Source organism: Pectobacterium atrosepticum, from assembly GCA_019056595.1.
Taxonomy (GTDB): domain Bacteria; phylum Pseudomonadota; class Gammaproteobacteria; order Enterobacterales; family Enterobacteriaceae; genus Pectobacterium; species Pectobacterium atrosepticum.
This window is the reverse complement of record CP036163.1, coordinates 66125-88927: the sequence shown is the minus strand read 5'-3', so window position 1 is coordinate 88927 and position 22803 is coordinate 66125. Positions and strand designations below refer to the sequence as shown.

Annotated in this window: 20 protein-coding genes; 13 read left to right on the top strand and 7 right to left on the bottom strand. The window is 50.4% G+C overall.

Features of this window, described 5'->3' with window-relative positions:
* Position 1: 1 nt before the first annotated feature.
* The 5 genes from citE to DCX48_00985 all read right to left on the bottom strand — a co-directional run bounded on the left by citE (position 2) and on the right by DCX48_00985 (position 4717).
* Positions 2-877 carry a citrate (pro-3S)-lyase subunit beta gene (gene citE, locus DCX48_01005; protein ID QXE13205.1) on the bottom strand — a complete coding sequence of 292 codons (876 nt, stop codon included), beginning with the start codon at positions 875-877 and terminating at the stop codon, positions 2-4.
* Complete coding sequence (gene citD / locus DCX48_01000) at positions 877-1167, bottom strand: citrate lyase acyl carrier protein (GenBank protein QXE13204.1); 291 nt, start codon at positions 1165-1167, stop codon at positions 877-879. The genes citE and citD overlap by 1 nt, the downstream gene beginning before the upstream one ends.
* A 23-nt stretch (positions 1168-1190) precedes the next feature.
* The gene (gene citC, locus DCX48_00995) at positions 1191-2255 is read right to left on the bottom strand and encodes a [citrate (pro-3S)-lyase] ligase (protein QXE17111.1); all 1065 of its coding nucleotides are present in this window, start codon (positions 2253-2255) and stop codon (positions 1191-1193) included.
* 89 nt (positions 2256-2344) lie between these two features.
* Positions 2345-3229, bottom strand: coding sequence for an FAA hydrolase family protein (locus DCX48_00990; GenBank protein QXE13203.1), 885 nt, complete (start codon positions 3227-3229; stop codon positions 2345-2347).
* Between the two features lie 117 nt (positions 3230-3346).
* A complete protein-coding gene (locus DCX48_00985) occupies positions 3347-4717 on the bottom strand; it encodes a 2-hydroxycarboxylate transporter family protein (GenBank protein QXE13202.1) in 1371 nt (456 codons plus the stop codon).
* A 419-nt stretch (positions 4718-5136) separates the two neighbouring features.
* On the opposite strand from DCX48_00985, the gene DCX48_00980 reads away from it, so the two are divergent.
* From DCX48_00980 to DCX48_00965, 4 genes are all read left to right on the top strand, one after another.
* Positions 5137-6738 carry a sensor histidine kinase gene (locus DCX48_00980; GenBank protein QXE13201.1) on the top strand — a complete coding sequence of 534 codons (1602 nt, stop codon included), beginning with the start codon at positions 5137-5139 and terminating at the stop codon, positions 6736-6738.
* Between the two features lie 83 nt (positions 6739-6821).
* Entirely contained in the window at positions 6822-7523 is a 702-nt protein-coding gene (locus DCX48_00975; protein QXE13200.1) for a response regulator, read from the top strand.
* A 459-nt stretch (positions 7524-7982) separates the two neighbouring features.
* The gene (locus tag DCX48_00970; GenBank protein QXE13199.1) at positions 7983-9917 is read left to right on the top strand and encodes a HAMP domain-containing protein; all 1935 of its coding nucleotides are present in this window, start codon (positions 7983-7985) and stop codon (positions 9915-9917) included.
* 304 nt (positions 9918-10221) lie between these two features.
* The gene (locus tag DCX48_00965; protein QXE13198.1) at positions 10222-12162 is read left to right on the top strand and encodes a HAMP domain-containing protein; all 1941 of its coding nucleotides are present in this window, start codon (positions 10222-10224) and stop codon (positions 12160-12162) included.
* Between the two features lie 80 nt (positions 12163-12242).
* Here DCX48_00965 and DCX48_00960 read toward each other — a convergent pair whose 3' ends face one another.
* Entirely contained in the window at positions 12243-13085 is an 843-nt protein-coding gene (locus DCX48_00960; GenBank protein QXE13197.1) for an SDR family oxidoreductase, read from the bottom strand.
* A 278-nt stretch (positions 13086-13363) separates the two neighbouring features.
* Between DCX48_00960 and DCX48_00955 the strand changes: the two genes are divergently transcribed.
* From DCX48_00955 to DCX48_00915, 9 genes are all read left to right on the top strand, one after another.
* Positions 13364-13411 carry a his operon leader peptide gene (locus tag DCX48_00955; protein ID QXE17110.1) on the top strand — a complete coding sequence of 16 codons (48 nt, stop codon included), beginning with the start codon at positions 13364-13366 and terminating at the stop codon, positions 13409-13411.
* A 146-nt stretch (positions 13412-13557) separates the two neighbouring features.
* Positions 13558-14457 carry an ATP phosphoribosyltransferase gene (locus DCX48_00950; GenBank protein QXE13196.1) on the top strand — a complete coding sequence of 300 codons (900 nt, stop codon included), beginning with the start codon at positions 13558-13560 and terminating at the stop codon, positions 14455-14457.
* Positions 14458-14462: 5 nt separating this feature from the next.
* Positions 14463-15791, top strand: a complete 1329-nt coding sequence (gene hisD, locus DCX48_00945; protein QXE13195.1) for a histidinol dehydrogenase — start codon at positions 14463-14465, stop codon at positions 15789-15791.
* Positions 15788-16861, top strand: a complete 1074-nt coding sequence (locus DCX48_00940; GenBank protein QXE13194.1) for a histidinol-phosphate transaminase — start codon at positions 15788-15790, stop codon at positions 16859-16861. The genes hisD and DCX48_00940 overlap by 4 nt, the downstream gene beginning before the upstream one ends.
* A 15-nt stretch (positions 16862-16876) precedes the next feature.
* Positions 16877-17944 (top strand): bifunctional histidinol-phosphatase/imidazoleglycerol-phosphate dehydratase HisB, encoded by a 1068-nt coding sequence (gene hisB, locus DCX48_00935; GenBank protein QXE13193.1) that lies wholly within the window; start codon positions 16877-16879, stop codon positions 17942-17944.
* Positions 17944-18534, top strand: a complete 591-nt coding sequence (hisH, locus tag DCX48_00930) for an imidazole glycerol phosphate synthase subunit HisH (GenBank protein ID QXE13192.1) — start codon at positions 17944-17946, stop codon at positions 18532-18534. The genes hisB and hisH overlap by 1 nt, the downstream gene beginning before the upstream one ends.
* Before the next feature lie 6 nt (positions 18535-18540).
* The gene (gene hisA, locus DCX48_00925) at positions 18541-19278 is read left to right on the top strand and encodes a 1-(5-phosphoribosyl)-5-[(5-phosphoribosylamino)methylideneamino]imidazole-4-carboxamide isomerase (protein QXE13191.1); all 738 of its coding nucleotides are present in this window, start codon (positions 18541-18543) and stop codon (positions 19276-19278) included.
* Positions 19260-20036 carry an imidazole glycerol phosphate synthase subunit HisF gene (gene hisF, locus DCX48_00920; GenBank protein QXE13190.1) on the top strand — a complete coding sequence of 259 codons (777 nt, stop codon included), beginning with the start codon at positions 19260-19262 and terminating at the stop codon, positions 20034-20036. The genes hisA and hisF overlap by 19 nt, the downstream gene beginning before the upstream one ends.
* Complete coding sequence (locus DCX48_00915) at positions 20030-20662, top strand: bifunctional phosphoribosyl-AMP cyclohydrolase/phosphoribosyl-ATP diphosphatase HisIE (protein ID QXE13189.1); 633 nt, start codon at positions 20030-20032, stop codon at positions 20660-20662. Before hisF ends, DCX48_00915 begins: the two co-directional genes overlap by 7 nt.
* A 61-nt stretch (positions 20663-20723) precedes the next feature.
* Here DCX48_00915 and DCX48_00910 read toward each other — a convergent pair whose 3' ends face one another.
* Entirely contained in the window at positions 20724-22595 is a 1872-nt protein-coding gene (locus tag DCX48_00910) for an amidohydrolase (GenBank protein ID QXE13188.1), read from the bottom strand.
* Between the last annotated feature and the right edge of the window lie 208 nt (positions 22596-22803).

The following is a 22803-nucleotide window of genomic DNA, read 5'->3' as shown; positions in this document are numbered from 1 at the left end:
GCTATTTGCGAACGCCGGAGGCCTGAGCACGTTCCAGCACTCTTCTGGCGTGGTCGATAATTGGCCCGTCGATCATTTTTCCGTTTAGGGAAATGACGCCCAGACCGGCACGTTCGCCCTCTTCGGCGGCTTTGATCACCAGATGGGAATAGTCCACTTCATCCTGCGTGGGGGCATAAGCGTTGTGTAACAGCTCAATCTGGCGCGGGTTAATCAGGGATTTACCGTTGAAGCCCAGTCTGCGGATCAGATCGACCTCCTTCAGGAAGCCCGCATCGTCATTGACGTTGGGATAAACCACGTCGAAAGCATCAATTCCGGCAGCGCGAGCGGCATGCAGCACCGCGCAACGGGCATAAAATAGCTCCGTGCCATCACCGCGTTCCGTCTGCATATCCATCACATAGTCAAACGCCGCCAGCGCAATCCCGATCATGCGTTCGGAAGAACGTGCAATGGCAACCGCGTTAATCACGCCCACCGCAGACTCAATCGCCGCCATGATGCGCGTTGAGCCGACCTCACGGCCGCAGGCTTTTTCGATACGAACCAGATGACGTTCCAGCTCATCCACATCATCGGTGGAATCGGTTTTTGGCAGACGAATAACATCGGCACCACCGCGCACAGCGGCCTCAAGATCCAACAGGCCAAACGGCGTACTGAGCTGGTTGATACGCACCACGGTTTCAATATCGCGATACATCGGGTGCTGGAGCGCATGGAAAACCAGCAGGCGTGCGGTATCTTTTTCCCGCAAGGAAACCGCATCTTCCAGATCGAACATGATGGAGTCAGGTTTATAGATAAACGCATTGGACAGCATGGCGGCATTCGCACCGGGGAGGAATAACATACTGCGGCGAAGCTTATTCATTATAGTTTCTCCCATTCAATCTGCTGTCCGTCTGTCGCACGCAGTACCGCGCTTTGCACGCGGGCACGGATGACACAATCCAATGCGCCTTTGTCATCCACAATGATCGTCCCTTCCTGTACGCCTAACTCTTTCAGCGTGTCATTCACGACCTGTTTAATTTGATGACCGAACTGCTTAATCACTTCACTGTTGATAACTACGGTGAGCTTCCCGTCTGCCGGTGCCACTTTGACCAGCAAATCGCTGGACTCAAAGGTGCCCGCCAGCGACTCCTTAACAATCTTCATAGACTTATCCTGATTAATTTTAATTACGCGTATTCGGGTTCGTAATAGCGTTGTAAATGCTCAAAAGTTGAGGCTGGCACGATGTCCTGAATACGGCTGTACTGCCGAAGTTTGAGTAATTTCCTGACTTCCGAAGCGGAAATTGCCAGTCCTGATGTTTGCCGTTTACGTTCAATTTCAACCACGTTTAACGCCGGGGAAGACACCGTCTGGTCTTTCTCCAGCCAGTAGTGCATGTCCTGGTTGTATTGATACGTCACCGGGCAAAAGGGTTCGGTGCCGACGAAACGCTGGGTAATCCCGAGCGCGGGTGCGATATATTTCCTGAAAATGATTAAATCGAGTGCGGCATGAGCGCGGGTGATCAGTTTCTCTTCCTTCAGGAAATAGGCGGGGAATGTCGCTTTAGAGATCATGTAGTTCGAACCGGCATGCACCGTTAGATTGTGGATGTGCTCCACGCCGCGCTGCACCATCTCCAGACGTTCGCTAAAGGGGAAAAAGGAAACATCTTCCCGAACCACGAATACGTGCAACCAATCACACGACTGCGCCGCGTGTTCCGCTAGATAGCGGTGGCCCAACGTGAAGGGGTTTGCATTCATGACAATGGCGCCGATCTTTTTTTCCGTTCGCGTTGCGAGCGCTTCGGGCTGTGCAAACGCCGTCAATGACTGACAATACTGCTGAATGCCAATCGGTGTGTTTTCCATCAGCACCGCGCTGTCCTGAAAGCACGCTAGTGGGTAAAATCCACATCCTCGGAAGATGTCGACATTTTCCGGTCGGGTATAAAGAAACAGGTGGAAGTGGCCGCGCTGTGCCGCCTGCTGCATCACTTCATTCACCACCTGCACACCCAGGTTGAGGTGTCTGAATTCAGGATCGACCGCAACGCACTTAATGGTGTTGGAGGCCAGTCCCGCGCAGGCGATCAGCCGCCCGCCTAGCTTGCCAACAACAACGATGTCAATATCGTCATCCATGCCGAGCTGGCACTGTGCAAGAAACTGTCGCACGGCGTCCCTCTCCTGCTCCCGAAGGCGCACATCCAGCGTGTCAAAAAAGACGGAATCATTGGCATACATCACGGTTCTTCCTGCAACTCGAATTATTTAGGGCAATCATTGCAGGCTTACCGGTTTTAACGCCGGCAGCCTTGTACTTACCTGTATATTTAGTGCACAGCAGCTTCAGCGGCTACCGGAACCGATTTCAATGGCGCAGCGGCATCCACTATCGTGTTACGCAAATGGCCAATGTTTTCGATTTCAACTTCAATACAGTCTCCCGCTTTCATAAACAGCGGCGGATTGCGTTTTTTACCCACGCCACCCGGTGAACCGGTAATGATCACGTCACCCGCGCTCAACTCGGTAAAGGTACTGATGTATTCAATCAATTCAGCGACTTTGTGGATCATGCTGCTGGTATTGTCGTCCTGCACCATGCGGCCATTCAGATACGTGCGGATTGCCAATACATGCGGATCGGGAATTTCATCCGTGGTGGTCAGATACGGACCGAATGCACCGGTTTTCTGCCAGTTTTTACCCGCGGTAAACCAGCTGTGCTGCCAGTCACGCGCAGATCCATCCATGTAGCAGCTATAACCTGCGACATGAGAAAGCGCGACATCTCGAGAAATATTTTGTCCGCCTTTACCGATAATGACCGCCAGTTCACCTTCATAATCAAACTCGCTGGAATAATGAGGTTTGATGACGGGCGTTGCATGTCCGGTTTGCGAATCCGCAAAGCGGACAAATAACGTTGGCGCAGGATTCTCTTCATTAAATTCCTGACGCTTAGCCGCATAATTCATCCCCACGCACAGTATTTTCCCTGGCGCGGTAATAACGGGTAGGAACGTGACATCCGCAACCGCAATATCCGGCGTGCTCATACTGAATTCATGCGCAACGTGTAATGCATTCTGCGCCAGCAGTGTTTTCAGATCGGGGTAACGGTGGCCAATTTTTCCGCCGAGATCGATTAATCCCGTAGCCGTATAAATGCCGTAACTGTCCTTACCGTTATAACGATAGCTTGCAAGTTTCATAATGTTTCCTGTGCAAAATAAACCCATTCAGATGGTGGTTTTATTTCGTTAACTCAACGCAATTTCTCTCAAGACACTATTTATTTGGCTCAACCACTTTTTATTTTCTGAATCACATCAGACTAAAAAGTTGGCGAGAACCAGTAGTGAAATCGAAACATTAATGGCACCGCCGATGCGCGTGGCAATCTGCGCGAATGGCATCAGCATCATACGGTTACCCGCCGTCAGAATCGCGACATCACCAGTACCGCCCTGCCCGCTCTGGCAGCAGGAAATAATCGCAACATCAATTGGGTGCATGCCGATCTTTCTACCCACTAAGAAACCGGTCCCGACCAGCGTCACTACGGTAGAAATAATCACCAGCAGGTTTTGAATCGTGAAGGCATTGACCAGTTCCTGCCACGGTGTAATCGCCACCCCGACGGCAAACAGAATCGGATACGTCACCGAAGTCTGGAAGAACTTGTAAACAACCTGAGAGCCTTCCAACATTTTAGGTGAAACACCGTGGGCCAACTTCACCACCACGGCGGCGAATAGCATGCCAACTGGTGCAGGCAGGCCAATCATTTTGTGACCGAGCATACCCACCATATACAGCAGGATTGCCAGCAGAGCACCAGAGGCAATGGTCGTTACGTCTGCTTTACCGCTAAAGCCAGAAGCTGGAGCGCTGCTTTCACTACCGCCCAAGTTATTGCCTTTATTCGGCATCAGTTCACCTTCACCGGTCAGGTGTGGATAGCGTTTACCCAACTGATTCAGCACACCGGCAAGGATGATCGCAGTCAGGCTGCCCAGCATTACGATAGGCAAGACACGCCCCAGAGCAACACCTTGGTCCATGTGCAAAATCGTGGCATAGCCGATAGACAGAGGGATAGCCCCTTCACCCACCCCGCCCGCCATAATCGGCAGAATCAGGAAGAAGAAGATTTGGAACGGATCCAGACCTAACGCAATACCTACGCCCATGCCCACCAGCATCCCGGCGATTTCACCGCATAGCATAGGGAAGAAAATACGCATGAAGCCCTGAATCAGCGTTTGCCGATTCATACTCATGATGCTGCCGACAATAATGCAGCAGATGTAGAGATACAGAATGTTGGTACTTTTGTAGAACTTGGTCGTGGATTCAACGACAACGTCCGGCAGCAGGCCATAATGCACCATCGCAGAAGGGATAAAGGTCGCACAGATTGCCGCCGCCCCCATCTTGCCGATAATCGGCAGACGCTTGCCAAACTCACCACAGGCAAACCCGAAGAATGCCAGCGTTGCCACCATCACAACGATATCGCTCGGCAGCTTGCCGCTCAGGCAGTCGATGCCGATTAATACCCCCGCCAGTACAAAAAGTGGCACGGGAATAATACCTACTTTATAGGTATCCAGAACATGCCACCATTTTTCCTTTAATGAAACCTTCCCAGCTGCCTCATTATTTACAACAATATATGAATCATCAGTCGTACTCATAACTCAGTCCCCGTTTTATTTTGTCAACGCATAATAATGGGCGGTCACATATTATTATGTGATTCTCTTCAAATTAAAAAACGAGTTTTAAAGGCGTTTATGATTTTTATGGTTTATATTAACAAATTGCTTATTACGCAGTCAGTTAGATGATTTTATGCTCATAATAAATTTTAAGGTTTTTATGGCGTTTATGGTTTTTATTTCCCAAATATGATTATGTTGATAAAAAGTAATTGAGTTGTTTATTAAACAAAACAGAGTCGTTTAATTTTATCTATTTATTACTATCATCGTATTGGTCACAACATATTTAAACGTGTTATTGCTCACAAGTTTTTTTCTCCCAGTCCATTCTTAATACCATTCGTGATAAATTCAGTAACCATTTTTAGTTAACCACAAGGCTCGCGTGCATCATGAGATTGAGACTTTCCTTTCATATCAAATTATTTATCTATTTGATCGTCTTCTTCTCTTCGCTACTGCTAATGACGGGTATCTATTATTATCATGATATCGATAAGCAACTGTATTCTGAGCTGGGTACACGAGCACAGGTGCAAGCCAGAGAGATCGCCATCATCCCATCGCTGATCGAATCGGTAAAAAATAAAAATATCAGTCAGATAGATATTCTTCTTCAGCAGTTAAAACAGCGCAGTGACGCCAGTTATATCGTGGTCGGTGATAATCAGGCACACCATCTGTTTCATTCTGAAGATGACGCACTCGTCGGCACACAGATGATAGGTGGCGATAATGTTGAAGTTCTGGCAGGGAAAAGCATTATCACGGTGCGCCGAGGTGGTATCGGCATCTCGCTACGCAGCAAAGCGCCGATCGTGGCTGACGGCCAAGTCATTGGTATTGTTTCCGTCGGCTATCTGAAAACCCACATCGATAACCTGACGTTCAGTAAACTGGCGCATATTCTGCTAGCGATTCTGGCGATGTTCGTCGCGCTGTTTATCTTTTCCTGGTGGTTCTCGCGCAACCTGAAGAAACAGATGTTTGGACTCGAACCCCTTGAAATTCGCATGCTAGTCAGGCAGCAGAAGGCGCTGCTCGAATCGATTTACGAAGGGGTCATCGCCATCAATAAGCAACACCGTATTGCCGCTATTAACCATGCCGCCAAAGAGATCCTCGGGTTAAACGAACCTTCCCATATGCTGCGCGGTAAGCCGATTGATACCGTGATTAAACCCGTCCCCTTCTTCTCCGGCGAGGCAATGTGGAACAGCGACACCCACGATGAGATCTGCCGTTTTAACCATGCCACCGTCATTGCCAGCCGAGTGCGGATTATGCTCGAGGATGAACTTCAAGGCTGGGTGATCAGCTTCCGCGGTAAAAACGATATCCACACGCTCAGCATGCAGCTTAGTCAGGTGAAGCGTTACGCTAACAGCCTGCGCATTCTGCGCCACGAACAGCTTAATTGGACCGCGACGCTGGCCGGGTTACTGCATCTAAAACGCTATGACGAAGCTATTAAATATATTGAAGCGCAGTCGGAAAGCGCGCAGGTGGTGCTGGATTTTGTTTCCCACCGTTTCTGTTCACCAGCGCTGTGCGGGCTGCTGCTGGGCAAGTACGCGACAGCACGAGAAAAAGGTATTGAGATTGTTTTTGACCCACGCTGCCAGCTTAGCCACATTCCACCCGCACTGAGCGAAACGGAGCTGATGTCCATCATTGGTAATTTGCTGGATAACGCGATGGAAGCCACATTAGCCACCACTACCCCACATTATCCTGTCGAGGTGTACATCTATGACAGTGAACAAGAGCTGGTCATTGAAGTCGCCGATCAGGGAACAGGGATCGATCCGGCGATTGCCGATAGTCTGTTTGAAATGGGCGTGACCAGTAAAACACAGGGCGATCACGGGCTGGGGCTGCATCTGGTCGCCAGCTACGTTAATCAGGCTCAGGGAATTGTCGAGGTCTCGGCCAACCAGCCGAATGGCAGTATATTTTCCCTATTTATACCGATATCACCCCCACTAATTTGAGCTGCGCGTGTTGACTACACATAGACAGCTTGAGAGGGACAAAACGGGTATCAGATCCTCTTTTACTAACAGGGATTCACACCATGCAGCACACTGAACATTTCGATGTCTTAATCGTTGAAGATGAAAGTAAGCTGGCAAATATTCATGCTGAATTTATTGAAAAACATTTCAATCTGCGTGTCATAGGGATTGCCGCTACGCTTTTTGAAGCTAAAAAACTCCTTCAGCAACACAGGCCGCGCCTGATCCTGCTTGATAACTATTTGCCCGACGGCGAAGGGGTTTCGCTGATTGAAAGCCAACTGCTCAAAGGAATGGACTGCTCCGTTATCTTTATCACCGCCGCCAGCGACATGAATACCTGTGCTCAGGCGATTCGCTGCGGGGCTTTTGATTACATTATCAAACCGCTCTCCTATCCGCGGCTACGCTCTTCGCTGGAGCGATTTATTCAATTCGTGAAAACCCAGCACACATACAAAATTGTCGATCAGCAGAACGTTGATATTCTCTACCAGTTGCAATCGTCCGGCGCAGCGTCCTCATCATCCACAAAAGGCATTGAGGAGAACACTCTAGGGCTAATCAAACAGATTTTTGCCAGTGATGGTGGCGATACGCTCTATTCTGTCGATGATATCGTCGAACAAACGGGGCTCAGTAAAACGACGGCGCGCCGCTATCTGGAGTTCTGCGTTGAAAACCAGTTCCTCGATATCGAAATGCGTTACGGAAAGATTGGCCACCCACGCCGTCTATATAGAACAAAGAGCGCACACTAGGTGCCGCAGCCCATACCCTATGGCGACGATATTAGCCGACATAGGGTATCCGGCACAGCCAGAGATCGGCGACAATTCTCTATAAAAAGTGCGATAAAAAATAACTGTATTAATCAATCCCTCAGATGCACCTGAATTAAGACTAAACTTAACCATTCATGTTTTTCATTCCATTTTCATTTCAATATATTTCCAAATCAGCGATTTTCTTATTCATTTTTTAAAAATTAAAAAATAATAATAACCCCCTGTACTTATTACGAATTCAATTAACGCCACCAGCTATTAGCAATTCAACCGGTAACTGCTGTGCAGTTGTCCAACAGCGAGAGATAGCCCTCACAAATTATTATTAGTTTCTTCACCCACACTAAAAAAAATCACCATGAATCCGATAAGCACTATGGGTCATATCTTTATTAAAAACCGACACCAGTAATTTATCCCCGGAGAGACGTCATGTTCTTAGCCAAAAAAATCAGAAATCTTAAAATATCCCAAAAACTTTATCTTGGGTTCGGGGTCATCCTGCTATTGGTCATCATAGCATCGCTACTCAGCGCAGGGCGCTTCAGGGAAATTCGTGATATCTATGAGAAAACCAATCTTATTTACAACATCAACATTGAAGTCTTTCAGGCAAAAATAAACCGTCTGAAATATTTTTACTCCTATGATGAAAAGTCGCGCGAAACGATGGCAGGCTTCGTTAAACATGCATCAGAATTAACCACTGAAGCGAAAACGCTCTCATGGAGCCCAGAAGGGTTAACTCTGATTAACGACCTCAGTCAGCATCTGGCCGAATTCCAAAGCGCAATCACCGATATGGGCAAAGCTACGCAGCGCGTGGTAGAAAATCGAGAAAAAATCAGCGCCGCTAACGGACAGAACATAACTACTGATTTCTACGCCAGGCTGCGACAGCAACCTTCTGATAGCGCAACGCTATATCAGGCTGAGGATCTCGCAACGCAGGTTTCAGAACTGAGGCAGGCTTCCTATGAATTGCAGCTCAGGCAAAATGCCGATGCCGCGAAGCAGTTCGATGCGGTTTTTAGCCGCTTTGACAGCAGCTATCAGGGCACCGTTGCGGTGTTGACGCCGGAACAGAAAGTGGCTGTAGAGAGCCTGCGAAGCTATGTCACCGGCTATAAAAAGCTCAATAACGACTACTTCCAGAGTATCAACGACCTGAAAAAAGCAGAAGACGGCGTGAAGGTCGGCGGGGACAAAAGTAGCGCTTCCATTAAAGCAATTATTACTATCGTCAAAGAGAAGAATGACGCGCTGGCATACGGTTCTGCCACGATCACGATGATCATTGGCTTTATTGCTGTGGTCATCGGCATCATCATCTCACTGCTGATTACTCGCCAAATTACCCGCCCTGTTATTCATAACCTCTCTCTGGCGGAAAAAATCGCTGCTGGCGATTTGACCTCAACGATCACAGTCGACCGCGATGATGAACTGGGTCAGCTAACGGCCGCAATGGGGAGAATGAACGAAAAGCTGCGCCACATGATCAGTGATGTGCGTGACAGCGTGGACAGCGTTTCAACCTCTGCGGCCAAGATTGCCGCGGGTAATAGCGACCTATCCTCACGCACCGAGCAACAATCTGCCGCCGTAGTAGAAACCGCCGCCAGCATGGAAGAACTGACATCGACCGTTAAAAACAATGCTGAGAATGCCAAACAGGCGAGCCAAATCAGTACCGAAGCCTCACAAAATGCACACAAAGGCGGCGAAGTAGTACGAAATGTAGTGGATACGATGTCGGGCATTTCAGACAGTTCACGGAAGATTGCGGACATTACCGCCGTTATCAACAGCATTGCTTTCCAGACCAATATTCTGGCACTTAACGCCGCAGTAGAAGCCGCGCGAGCCGGGGAACAAGGTCGTGGATTCGCCGTGGTGGCCAGCGAGGTACGGACGCTTTCTCAACGCACATCTCAGGCTGCAAAAGAGATTGCCAGCCTGATTTCAGAATCGGTGGCACGGATCAATGTGGGAACACAGTTGGTGGCCAATGCAGGAACCGCGATGGATCAGATCGTTTCCTCCGTCTCACGGGTCAACGACATCATGGGGGAAATCGCCTCCGCCTCCGATGAGCAAAGCCGTGGCATTGAGCAAATTTCCCGCGCCATCAGCGAGCTTGATACCACCACGCAGCAGAATGCCGCGCTGGTGATGGAATCCTCAATTTCCGCTAACTCGCTGGAAGAACAGTCGGCAATATTGGAAAGTATGGTAGCGAACTTCCGTCTGTCTGAGAACGAGGGGCGTAAGCCAAAAACGAATATTTCTGGTTTGCCACCACAGCAAAAATATCTGCCGCCTGCAGCAAAACAAACGCAGGATTCCGGCTGGACGACATTCTAACATTTGACCGCCCGGCCCTGATATTACGTCAGGGCCGGATTTAATGATCTAATGCTACCTCGGTAATAAATAAAGCGTTAAATAATCAGTACACTACGTTACCTTGGCAGTATTGACATAAAACACTATGCATTTGCACAGCCCACCTTGATATCCATCACAGAATGTTATTATCTCCGGCTTCGACACTAACATAGCGATAACAAAATCCGATAACTCATAGTAGGTAGTCATAAACAGCCGTTAGCAATGAAATCGTGATCGTTATTTTTATTAAAAAAAGAGTCATACATGGAGAGTTATAATGCAGCATCTTGCTAGTCGAATTCGTAACACAAAAATCGCACATAAATTGTATGCCGGGTTTGGGATTATTTTACTACTTGTCATTATTGCGTCATCGCTTAGCATGAATAGATTCATTGCCATTCGGGATATTTATGAGAAAACGAACCTTATTTACAACATTAACATTGAAGTTTTCCAGGCCAAGATTAATCGCGTTAAATATTTCTACACCGCAGACGAAAAAACTAAAGACATACTCGCCGACTTTGTAAAAAGTGCATCAACGTTAACCAACAGTGCCAACACGCTTTCCTGGAGTGATGAAGAATTAGGTTTTATTAAAAACCTGCATAATAACTTAGAAGATTTCCAACAGTCGGTTGCTGCGATGTCTACCGCGACGCAAAAAATGGTCGGAGCACGCGAAGCCATTAATACAGAAAATGCAAACACGGTCATTGATACCTTCCGACAAGCGCTCAGCAATGCTCTCATCGACGGTGAAACCTATCATCACGCAAGCGATATTGCTTTTCTGTTAACCGATATGCAGCATCGGTCCTATGAGCTACAGATGAAAGGAACCGATAGCGCCTTAGCCGCTCTGGATTCGCGCTATAAGGACGCAGAAAAAACCTATCAGTCATTATCTCCTTCATTACCAGCCGACGTTAAAACGCAAACCGATACGCTATGGCGTTACATTGGCCAATACATGCAGCTTAATACGGCCTATTACGCGGCATTAAATGATGTAAAAAAGACAGAAAATGACGTGATGAAAGCAGGTACTCGGAGCAGCGCCGACATCAAATCACTCATTACTGTCGTAAAAGCAAAAAATGATGAGCTGGCCTATAACTCTGCCACCATTACGATGATCATCGGTCTCATCGCCGTCATTATCGGCATCATCATTTCCATCTACATTACTCGAATTATCACCAGACCCATCATCCATAACCTGTCGCTGGCGGAACGCATCGCCAGTGGCGACCTGACCACGACGATTCATACCGATCGCCACGATGAGCTGGGAAGGCTCACCCACGCCATGGGGACGATGAATGAACAGTTGCGCCACGTTATTTCCGAAGTCCGGGACAGCGTCGGCAGCGTCAGCCAATCGGCGAGCAAAATTGCTACAGGCAATAGCGATCTTTCGTCACGCACTGAGCAGCAGTCAGCGGCAGTCGTTGAAACCGCCGCCAGCATGGAAGAACTCACCTCAACGGTGAAAAACAATGCCGACAACGCCAAACATGCCAGCCAGATCGCTGCCGATGCTTCCAAGAGCGCGCTTAAAGGCGGCGAGGTCGTGAAACAGGTGGTGACGACGATGGACAATATCGCAGCCAGCTCCAGAAAAATCGCCGATATCACTACCGTCATCAACAGCATTGCCTTCCAGACCAACATTCTGGCGCTGAACGCCGCGGTAGAAGCCGCACGCGCCGGTGAACAAGGACGTGGTTTTGCCGTTGTCGCGGGCGAAGTGCGCAGTTTGTCACAACGTAGCTCTCAGGCTGCCAAAGACATCGAAGCCCTGATCGCAGAATCGGTCGAACGTACCAATGCGGGTAGCCATCTTGTTGCGGTTGCCGGAGAAACCATGGAGCAAATCGTCGATTCCGTTTCCCGCGTGAACGACATTATGGGAGAAATTTCATCCGCCTCTGAGGAACAGAGTCGAGGAATTGGGCAAATCGCGCAGGCCATCAGCGAGCTGGACACCACCACGCAACAGAATGCCTCGCTGGTGATGGAGTCCTCCATTTCCGCCAATTCGCTGGAGGAACAGGCGGTGCTGTTGGAAAAGTTGCTGGAACACTTCCGCGTGTCCCAGTCTGACAATCGCGTAGCTTCAGGTGCGTCATCCTCTATACCGCGACACACGCTGCCAAAAAGTGTGTCGGCAAAAGCTGCGTCGTCAGAAAGTGATTGGACGTCGTTTTAATGCCTCCGCCCGGATAGTCTCACGCTCATCCGGGCGAATCAGAACCGTCTCGAAGTAAATCTTGTGGTCGCGCACTGCGGTTAGCGCGACTCGCCCGCATTCAACGGCATCGTCGAGGGATTGGGATACTGATAGTCAAACCCAAGCTCATGGCAAATGCGCTGTCCATCAACAATCCGGCCCTGAGAGCTATCGGTCACGGGTGCAAACTGCGGCGGAGATACATGTAACCTGCGCGCCTGTTCAGGATAAAAGTCTTGTCTGGCAGGATGTTCTGTCGCACACAGGTTATAAATATGCCCACCGTTGGGTAGTTTAAGCAGCAACAAGATTGCCGCCAGCACATCTTCCTGATGCACCAGATTCACGCCATGACTGCCACGCGGCAGATTGGTTTTACCCGCCAGAAAACGGCCGGGATGGCGATCGCCACCAACCAGCCCCGCAAGACGCAAGATATCGACAGAGATATCGGGTAAATGCTGTAACCACTGTTCGAGGGACACCAGCGTCTTCCCTGCTACCGTCGACGGCTGTAGCGGTGAGGTTTCTCTTACTGTGCCGCTACCATCGCCATAGACCGAGGTTGAACTGGTGAAGATAATTCGCGGGACATGAAATACGCGCGCCATATTCACCAACTGCTGTACCGCTTGCGCATACCCTTCGCCACCTTCCGCTGTTCGGCTGGCGGGCAACGTTACAATTAATACGTCAACCTGTAGTAACGCACTAAGCTCGTCAGCATCGCATTCCAACTCAGGCGTCAGAACCAGTTGATAGCATTCAATCCCGCTCATCCGCGCCGCTTCAACGCCATCCTGAGTAGTTTTGGTTCCCGTCACGTGGTAACCGTGTCCATTCAGCGCCAGAGCCAGCGGCATACCCAGCCAGCCCAATCCAACAATCGATACTTTTTTCATCTGCCGTTCTCCCCTGCAAGGAGCCTGTGATTAACACCCACGCCTACAGAGTAAACGGCTTTTACATCCATCGCTACGGAGCTCGTCCGATTTCCGCAGGCTTTTCTGCCTATCAAGAGCCGATATCCAGCGTGATTATGCTAGCGTATCGCTCAACCAAAACGAACTTCCCTTATCTGCTAAAAAAATGTTGCACAACGGCCCGAACATGGTTTAGGTTATTCGACAGATAAATCGTTACTGATTTAATAAACACTGGCACAACAAAGAGACATTTTATGACACGCGTTCTGTTTAACCACCATCATCACCATCATCCTGATTAGTCTTTCGGACGGTTGGTGCTGGAAGACGTTCAGATCTTCCAGTGGCGCAGAACACAAAGAGAGCCCTCGGAAGATCATCTTCCGAGGGTTTTTTTATGCTCGCTATATTTCTAGAAATTTAAATTTGACAGGTTAATGAGGTTTCCATGCTGGATAAAACACGTTTACGGATTGCAATGCAGAAGTCAGGCCGCCTGAGCGACGATTCACGCGAGCTGCTGGCACGCTGCGGTATCAAAATCAACTTACAGCAACAGCGTCTGATCGCGTTCGCAGAAAATATGCCGATTGATATCCTGCGCGTACGGGATGACGATATCCCCGGACTGGTGATGGATGGCGTGGTCGATCTGGGTATTATCGGTGAAAACGTGCTGGAAGAAGAGCTGTTAAACCGCCGGGCACAGGGCGAAGATCCGCGTTACTTCACGCTGCGCCGTCTGGATTTTGGCGGCTGCCGCCTGTCGCTGGCAATGCAGCTGGACGAAGCCTATACCGGCCCTGAATGCCTGCAAAATAAACGTATTGCCACCTCGTATCCTCACCTGCTCAAACAATATCTCGACAGACAATCCGTCAATTTCAAATCTTGCCTGCTCAATGGTTCAGTTGAAGTGGCACCGCGCGCAGGTCTGGCTGACGCCATCTGCGATCTGGTATCAACCGGTGCCACGCTGGAAGCCAACGGTCTGCGTGAAGTCGAAGTCATTTACCGTTCTAAAGCCTGCTTGATTCAGCGCGACGGTGAGATGCCCGCAGAGAAACAACAGCTAATCGATAAACTGCTGACGCGTATGCAAGGCGTGATTCAGGCACGTGAATCCAAATACATCATGCTGCACGCGCCGAGTGAACGTCTGGACGAAGTCATTGCTCTGCTACCAGGTGCCGAGCGCCCGACCATTCTGCCACTTGCTGGTGACCAAAGCCGTGTTGCCATGCACATGGTCAGCAGTGAAACGCTATTCTGGGAAACCATGGAAAAGCTGAAATCGTTGGGTGCCAGCTCCATTCTGGTCCTGCCCATTGAAAAAATGATGGAGTGATGACCATGGCTGACAACACCAATAGCACAGGCAGTTTCAGCACGCTTGTTGACTGGCAGCGCTGTTCAGTTGAAGAACAACGCCAGTTGCTGACTCGCCCAGCCATTTCCGCGTCAGACCGCATTACTGCAGTCGTGAGCGATATTCTGGCAAACGTGAAAAGTCGTGGTGATAGCGCCTTACGCGACTACAGCGCACAGTTCGACAAGGTTCAGGTGGATGCGATTCGCATCACCGATGCCGAGATTACCGCCGCCTCCGCCCGTCTGGGTGATGAGGTAAAACAGGCCATGGCGATCGCCGTGCGTAATATCGAGACGTTCCACAACGCGCAAAAGCTGCCGATTGTCGATATCGAAACGCAGCCGGGCGTACGTTGCCAGCAGATTACTCGCCCTATCGCGACCGTCGGCCTGTATATTCCGGGGGGATCTGCCCCACTTCCGTCAACCGTGCTGATGCTGGGAACGCCGTCACGCATCGCAGGCTGCCGTCGCGTGGTGCTGTGTTCACCGCCGCCAATTGCCGATGAAATTCTGTATGCCGCACAGCTGTGCGGTATTAAAGAAGTGTTTCAGCTTGGTGGCGCGCAAGCAATTGCCGCGATGGCGTTTGGCACCGATAGCGTGCCGAAAGTGGATAAAATTTTTGGCCCCGGCAATGCCTACGTCACGGAAGCCAAGCGTCAGGTCAGTCAGCAGCTTGATGGCGCAGCGATTGATATGCCCGCAGGGCCATCCGAAGTATTGGTGATCGCCGACAGCGGTGCCACGCCCGCGTTTGTCGCCTCCGACCTGCTATCGCAAGCAGAACACGGCCCGGATTCACAGGTCATCCTGTTAACGCCCGATGCTGCAATGGCCAAAGCCGTAGCGGACGCCGTTGAAGAGCAGCTCACGCAGCTGTCTCGTGCAGACATCGCACGTCAGGCGCTTGCCAGCAGCCGCGTCATCGTCGCACGTGATTTGGCGCAGTGTATTGAAATCAGCAATCAATATGGTCCTGAGCACTTGATAATCCAGACACGCGATGCCGAATCATTGGTTGATAGCATCACCAGCGCCGGTTCCGTGTTCCTTGGCGACTGGTCACCGGAATCCGCTGGGGACTACGCCTCCGGCACTAACCATGTTCTGCCGACCTATGGCTATACCTCGACTTACTCAAGTCTGGGTCTGGCCGATTTCCAGAAGCGCATGACCGTACAGCAGCTCACGCCGCAGGGGTTGCTACAACTGGCACCAACAATAGAAATCCTGGCACAGGCTGAACAGCTGACCGCCCACAAAAATGCCGTTACCCTGCGCGTTGCAGCACTGAAGGAGCAAGCATGAGCAGCATTGAAGAACTGGCACGTGCCAACGTCCGTGCATTGACACCTTATCAGTCTGCTCGTCGTCTGGGCGGCAACGGCGATGTCTGGCTAAATGCTAATGAATACCCCCAAGCGCCGGAGTTTCAATTAACGTTACAGACGTTGAACCGCTACCCAGAATGTCAGCCGGTCATGGTTATCAACCGCTACGCCGAGTATGCAGGCGTAACGCCGGAACAGGTTTTGGTCAGCCGTGGTGCTGACGAAGGTATCGAGTTGCTGATTCGTGCATTCTGCGAGCCGGGGAAAGACGCCATTCTTTTCTGTCCCCCGACCTACGGTATGTATGCCGTTAGCGCCGAGACGTTTGGCGTCGAACGCCGCACGGCGGCAAGCAAATCAGACTGGCAGTTGGATCTTGATGCGATTGAATCACAGCTGGACGGAACCAAGGTCGTTTACGTTTGCAGCCCAAACAACCCGACCGGCAACCTGATTGCACGGGATGATTTACGCCAACTGCTGACGCTGGCACAGGGAAAAGCACTGGTTGTTATCGATGAAGCCTACATTGAATTCTGTCCGCAGGCGTCCACTGCAAGCTGGCTGGCTGAGTTCCCTCATTTGGTAATTCTGCGTACCTTGTCCAAAGCCTTTTCACTTGCTGGATTGCGCTGTGGCTTCACGCTGGCGAACCCTGAAGTAATTCAGCTCCTGCTGAAGGTCATTGCGCCATACCCACTGTCCACTCCCGTAGCGGACATCGCGGCTCAGGCACTGAGCCACGAAGGGATCGCTAAAATGAAGGCGAATGTTGCAGAGGTGACGGCCAACCGCCGCTGGCTGAGTGATATTCTGAAAAATATTCCCTGCATTGAGGAAGTCTTTCACAGCGAGAGTAATTACTTGCTGGTACGCTTTACCGCCTCCCCTACTGTATTTAAAACGCTGTGGGATCAAGGCATTATTCTGCGTGACCAAAATAAGCAACCCAGCCTCGCAGGCTGTTTGCGCATTACTATCGGCAACCGCTACGAATGTGAACGCGTTGTTGCTGCATTACAATCATTGCCGGGCATCAACGCTTAATTTTAAGGAGCTCACGTGGGCCAGAAATACCTCTTTATCGACCGTGACGGAACATTGATTGCTGAACCGCCTGAGGATTTTCAGGTTGACCGTCTGGATAAACTGGCGCTGGAACCAGATGTCATTCCGTCGCTGCTGGCACTGCAAAAGGCCGGTTATGCGCTGGTGATGATTACCAATCAGGATGGGCTAGGAACCGATAGCTTTCCGCAGGAAACCTTCGATCCACCGCACAACCTGATGATGCAGATTCTGACATCGCAGGGCATCCATTTTGAGCACGTGCTGATCTGTCCGCATTTACCGGCAGATAACTGCACCTGTCGCAAACCCAAGACCGAACTGGTAACGGCCTATTTGAACGGCGGCCTGATGGATGTGGCAAATAGCTACGTCATCGGCGACCGCCAAACCGATATTCAGTTGGCGCAAAATATGGGCATTACCGGCCTGCTCTACCAGCGTGGCGGGCTGAACTGGCAAGCAATTACTGACCAGCTAACCAAGCGTAACCGCCATGCACACGTCAACCGCGTTACGCGTGAAACCGCGATTGATGTAAACGTCTGGCTGGATCAGGAAGGCGGCAGCAAAATTAACACCGGTGTTGGCTTCTTCGATCACATGTTGGATCAAATCGCCACCCACGGCGGCTTTCGCATGAATATTGAAGTGAAAGGCGATCTGTACATTGACGATCACCACACGGTGGAAGATACCGGTCTGGCGCTGGGCGAAGCCCTGAATAACGCGCTGGGCGACAAACGCGGCATTGGCCGTTTTGGCTTCGTCCTGCCGATGGATGAGTGTCTGGCACGCTGTGCGCTGGATATTTCAGGGCGCCCGCATCTGGAATATAAAGCCGAATTCAACTATCAGCGCGTTGGCGATCTGAGTACGGAAATGGTCGAACACTTCTTCCGCTCACTGTCTTATTCCATGGCCTGTACGCTGCACCTGAAAACCAAAGGGCGTAACGATCATCACCGTGTGGAAAGCCTGTTTAAAGTCTTCGGGCGCACGCTACGTCAGGCAATTCGCGTCGAGGGTGACACGTTGCCGAGCTCGAAAGGAGTGCTCTGATGAAGGTCGTCATTCTTGATACCGGCTGCGCCAACCTCTCTTCGGTGACCTACGCCGTGCAGCGGTTGGGGTATACGCCGGTTGTTAGCCGCGAGGCCGAGATTGTCCTGCAAGCAGACAAGCTATTTCTGCCGGGTGTTGGTACCGCGCAGGCCGCGATGAATCAACTGGAAGAGCGCGATCTAATCGCGCTGATCAAAGCCTGTACCCAACCGGTTCTCGGCATTTGCCTCGGCATGCAGTTGCTGGGGACACACAGCGACGAAAGTGGCGGTATCCCCACGCTGGGGATTGTCGATACGCCAGTAAAAAAAATAATAGACCACGGCTTGCCACTGCCGCACATGGGCTGGAATCAGGTGATTCCGAAGGCCGGGCATCGTTTGTTCCGCGATATCGATGACGGCGCTTATTTCTATTTTGTTCACAGCTATGCCATGCCAGTCTGCGAAAACACGATTGCACAAGCCAACTACGGCGAAGCCTTCACCGCCGCGCTGGAAAAAGATAACTTCTTTGGCGTGCAGTTCCACCCCGAGCGTTCTGGTGCTGCGGGCGCGCAACTGCTGAAAAACTTTCTGGAGATGTAGAGCGTCATGATTATTCCCGCATTAGATCTGATTGATGGGCAGGTTGTCCGTCTGCATCAGGGTGATTATGGCCAGCAGCGCCAATACGGAAGCGATCCGCTTCCCCGCTTGCAGGATTACCAGCAACAAGGTGCAGGCGTGCTGCATTTGGTGGATTTGACCGGAGCAAAAGATCCCTCTGCCCGACAAATTCCCCTGTTAACCACGCTGTTGGCTGGCGTTAGCGTACCGGTACAGATCGGCGGCGGCATTCGTACCGAGCAGGACGTAGAAGCGTTGCTAAAAGCCGGTGCCAGCCGTGTCGTTATTGGGTCCACTGCGGTTAAGCAGCCGGAACTCGTTCAGCAATGGTTCACCCGCTACGGCGCAGAAGCGCTGGTGCTTGCACTAGACGTGCGTATCGACGCAAACGGCACGAAGTACGTCGCCATCAGCGGCTGGCAGGAGAATTCAGAGGCCACGCTTGAGCAGATCGTTGAACAATATCTGCCGTTCGGTCTGAAGCATGTGCTGTGCACCGACATTTCCCGTGACGGTACGCTGAGCGGCTCCAACGTCGAGCTCTATCGTGAAATCAGTCAGCGCTACCCGCAGATTGCCTTTCAGGCGTCCGGCGGCATCGGTAATCTGACCGATATCGCCAATTTGCGCAGTAGCGGTGTGCAGGGTGTTATCGTCGGCCGTGCGCTGTTGGAAGGTAAATTTAACGTCGCGGAGGCTATTTCATGCTGGCAAAACGGATAATCCCCTGCCTGGACGTGCGTAACGGTCAGGTCGTCAAAGGTGTGCAGTTCCGCAACCACGAAATCATCGGTGACATCGTGCCGCTGGCGCAGCGCTATGCGCAGGAAGGCGCTGATGAGCTGGTTTTTTATGATATCACCGCCTCTTCCGACGGCCGTGTAGTCGACAAAAGCTGGGTATCCCGCGTTGCGGAAGTCATCGATATTCCTTTCTGTGTGGCGGGCGGCATTAAAAGCGTGGAAGAAGCCGGTCAAATACTCTCTTTCGGCGCGGATAAAATTTCCATCAACTCACCGGCGCTGGCCGACCCTGAGTTAATTACCCGATTGGCCGATCGCTATGGCGTGCAGTGTATCGTCGTCGGGATTGATACCTGGCATGATGCCTCGACGGGCCGCTATCATGTGAATCAATACACAGGTGATGAAACGCGAACTAAGGTCACCACTTGGGAAACGCTGGATTGGGTAGAAGAAGTGCAAAAGCGCGGCGCGGGTGAGATTGTCCTGAACATGATGAATCAGGACGGCGTGCGCAATGGTTATGATTTGCACCAGTTAAATCTGGTGCGTGATGTCTGCAACGTCCCGCTGATTGCTTCCGGCGGCGCAGGCACCATGGAGCATTTTCTGGATGCGTTCCAGACCGCCCACGTTGATGGCGCGCTAGCAGCATCGGTGTTTCACAAGCAAATTATTAATATTGGCGAACTGAAACAATATCTTAAGCAACAAGGCGTGGAGATTCGAGTGTGTTAAGCGAAGAGTGCTTTCTAAACGACGAACAACGAAACCAACTCGATTGGGAAAAAACGGACGGCATGCTGCCGGTTGTCGTGCAACATGCGGTATCCGGTGAAGTGTTGATGCTGGGCTATATGAATCAGGATGCGTTGCAGGCTACCGAAGAGAGCGGCAAGGTTACGTTTTTCTCGCGTACCAAGCAGCGGTTGTGGACAAAAGGAGAATCTTCCGGCCATTTCCTCAATGTCGTCTCTATCACGCCAGACTGCGATAACGACACACTGCTGATTCTGGTTAATCCTATCGGACCAACCTGTCATCTGGGTACAAGCAGCTGTTTCTCGCCTGCAGCCAGCGACTGGACGTTCCTCTATCAGCTAGAGCAACTGTTGGCAGAGCGTAAGCATGCCGACCCAGACAGCTCTTACACCGCACGTCTGTATGCCAGCGGCACTAAGCGCATCGCGCAGAAAGTTGGTGAAGAAGGTCTGGAGGCCGCATTAGCGGCAACGGTGCACGACCGCGAAGAGCTCACTAATGAAGCAGCGGATTTAATGTACCACCTGCTGGTGCTGCTACAGGATCAAGATTTAGATCTCGCGACCATCATCAATCGCCTGAAAGAACGTCACAATAAATAAGCCTTTCCCCGCGTTATCGGTCATTGATAACGCGGGGTTTTAGCATGACGATACAGTGGCGTTAAGAATGACCAGCACCTGAATGCACTTTACGCCCCCCTTTCCAGGTTTCCAGAACCGGTATATCACGCATATCTTTGACCGGATTATTCTTATCTGCTGAGTCATAGGTCAGCGGGGAATCCGCCAAAATAACAAAATCAGCACATTTACCGGCAACTAGCGAACCTACCCATTGATCTGCATGGCATTGCCAAGCGGCATCATAGGTCGCGGCTTTAAGCGCGGCGAAACGGGAAATCCGCTCTTGTTCACGCAACACAGCAGGAGTTGTCCCTTGAGGTGCGCCTTCCATCACACGTGAAATTGCCTGTTCCATCATGCGCAGTGGGCCAAGCGGTGTAACACCGTTATCGCTGTGTAAAGTAATCCTCATCCCGTGATTAATAGCGGACTGGCAGCGATCAAGGTGATTAGCCCGTTCCTCTCCCAATATGGTTTGCTGGAATGCCCAGCCCCAATACCCCACATGACCAATTAAGAAACTGGGCGAAATACCGCGTTGCTTCATTTCAGACAGATGGTCATCAGTCAGCAGTGATGCATGTTCCAGACGATCACGACGCTGTTCGTAAGAGCCTGACGTCACGCCTGCCTTTTTAAATGACGCTAACGTCAGGCTAATGGCTTCATCACCATTAGTATGAATCATCAACGGCCATTGATGCTGCACAACGCTATCCACCAGCGTATTGATATCAGTTGGAGGAGTAAAGTTGAAGGCTCCAATATTTTTCTCACTCGGCGTTTTTTCATAACGGCTATTACAGCAGTACGGCGTGGATTGATACCCCGTCAGCCCTTGATTTGAACCATCTGAAATAATCTTGATATACGGCAAGTGGAAATGTTCATCTCCATAGCCTGGAGAGTAATGATCCACCACCTTATTTTTGAAATCATCACTATTCGTAATGATCAGCGCACCACCGATCCGCACCGGACAGATCGGCAGATGTGCCCATTTATCCAGAAAACTCACTTGATCGAAGCCAGGCTGAGTACCTTTGGGTTCAACGCCAGCATCGAGCATATAAGTCACGCCGCGTTTACTCGCCACACCAAACAGTTTGTTAACCGATTCAATTAGCATCAGCGCCAATTTTGCTTTGGGGTAACTGCTAACAATGACATTCACGACAGGCTCTATACCGTCTATTTCTTTAAGGATGCCGTCATCCGGTGGAATAACTTTATCTTTATAAAATTCCCTGACGAGTTTAATCGCACACGTATTGATATAGGCCAGATGCATCGAGGCATTGATGACAAATACGGGTCTTTTATCCGTCACATGCTCATCAAGAACGGCAGAATTAAATTCCTTCTCTCCGCCAATAAACAAGGAAGGATCGGCGCCAAAGCCGATAAGCCAGCTATTATTTTTATCCGTATCCGACTTTGCCTGCTCAGCCAGAGAGGATGTCACCCAAACCCTATTATAATCTTTGCGTAATCTCTGCTCTTCAAACGGGCTAACATCATTGCCAATGGCAGATAACATCGCGGTGTTAATGATGTGCACATGTGGCTCAATCAGACCCGGCAACAGCGTTTGTTTGCCTGATAATTGATGTTCCAACGTGTTTTTCGGCATTTTGGCCTTCACATCTTGATATGAACCTGTCGCAACCACCAGTCCGTCATGAATACCAATTGCTTCAACCGAAACCTCCTGCCCATCTTCCAGCGTCAGAATCGCTTTTCCAGGGCTACCATCCTTATTTGGCGCGGAACGGAATAACTTCGTTTCAATATGTAGACTGTTTTCCCACTCAGGAATATCAACTGGCGTATCGGGGAGAAATGATTTCCATAGAGGACTACAGCAGGAACAGCTTATGCTACCGGAATGGCTACATGCTTCACTCATACACTTTCCTTATTTAGAGATAATGCATTAGAGAAATTAATGTAATGCATAAAAAATAGGCAATAACATTCGAAATTTCAACATCCAAACGGCTGGAAATCAAAATATTCATATTTCATATGTCGCGGTCACTTAACAGCTCAAAGGGAGAAAGAAAACGTATAACAAGGAATGGCACTCTGATAAGTAATCAGAACAAATAGCCAAT

Coding starts and splice junctions, on each gene's coding strand:
- citE (QXE13205.1), bottom strand. CDS start 877: ATGAATAAGCTTCGCCGCAGTATGTTATTCCTCCCCGGTGCGAATGCC.
- citD (QXE13204.1), bottom strand. CDS start 1,167: ATGAAGATTGTTAAGGAGTCGCTGGCGGGCACCTTTGAGTCCAGCGAT.
- citC (QXE17111.1), bottom strand. CDS start 2,255: ATGTATGCCAATGATTCCGTCTTTTTTGACACGCTGGATGTGCGCCTT.
- DCX48_00990 (QXE13203.1), bottom strand. CDS start 3,229: ATGAAACTTGCAAGCTATCGTTATAACGGTAAGGACAGTTACGGCATT.
- DCX48_00985 (QXE13202.1), bottom strand. CDS start 4,717: ATGAGTACGACTGATGATTCATATATTGTTGTAAATAATGAGGCAGCT.
- DCX48_00980 (QXE13201.1), top strand. CDS start 5,137: ATGAGATTGAGACTTTCCTTTCATATCAAATTATTTATCTATTTGATC.
- DCX48_00975 (QXE13200.1), top strand. CDS start 6,822: ATGCAGCACACTGAACATTTCGATGTCTTAATCGTTGAAGATGAAAGT.
- DCX48_00970 (QXE13199.1), top strand. CDS start 7,983: ATGTTCTTAGCCAAAAAAATCAGAAATCTTAAAATATCCCAAAAACTT.
- DCX48_00965 (QXE13198.1), top strand. CDS start 10,222: ATGCAGCATCTTGCTAGTCGAATTCGTAACACAAAAATCGCACATAAA.
- DCX48_00960 (QXE13197.1), bottom strand. CDS start 13,085: ATGAAAAAAGTATCGATTGTTGGATTGGGCTGGCTGGGTATGCCGCTG.
- DCX48_00950 (QXE13196.1), top strand. CDS start 13,558: ATGCTGGATAAAACACGTTTACGGATTGCAATGCAGAAGTCAGGCCGC.
- hisD (QXE13195.1), top strand. CDS start 14,463: ATGGCTGACAACACCAATAGCACAGGCAGTTTCAGCACGCTTGTTGAC.
- DCX48_00940 (QXE13194.1), top strand. CDS start 15,788: ATGAGCAGCATTGAAGAACTGGCACGTGCCAACGTCCGTGCATTGACA.
- hisH (QXE13192.1), top strand. CDS start 17,944: ATGAAGGTCGTCATTCTTGATACCGGCTGCGCCAACCTCTCTTCGGTG.
- hisA (QXE13191.1), top strand. CDS start 18,541: ATGATTATTCCCGCATTAGATCTGATTGATGGGCAGGTTGTCCGTCTG.
- hisF (QXE13190.1), top strand. CDS start 19,260: ATGCTGGCAAAACGGATAATCCCCTGCCTGGACGTGCGTAACGGTCAG.
- DCX48_00910 (QXE13188.1), bottom strand. CDS start 22,595: ATGAGTGAAGCATGTAGCCATTCCGGTAGCATAAGCTGTTCCTGCTGT.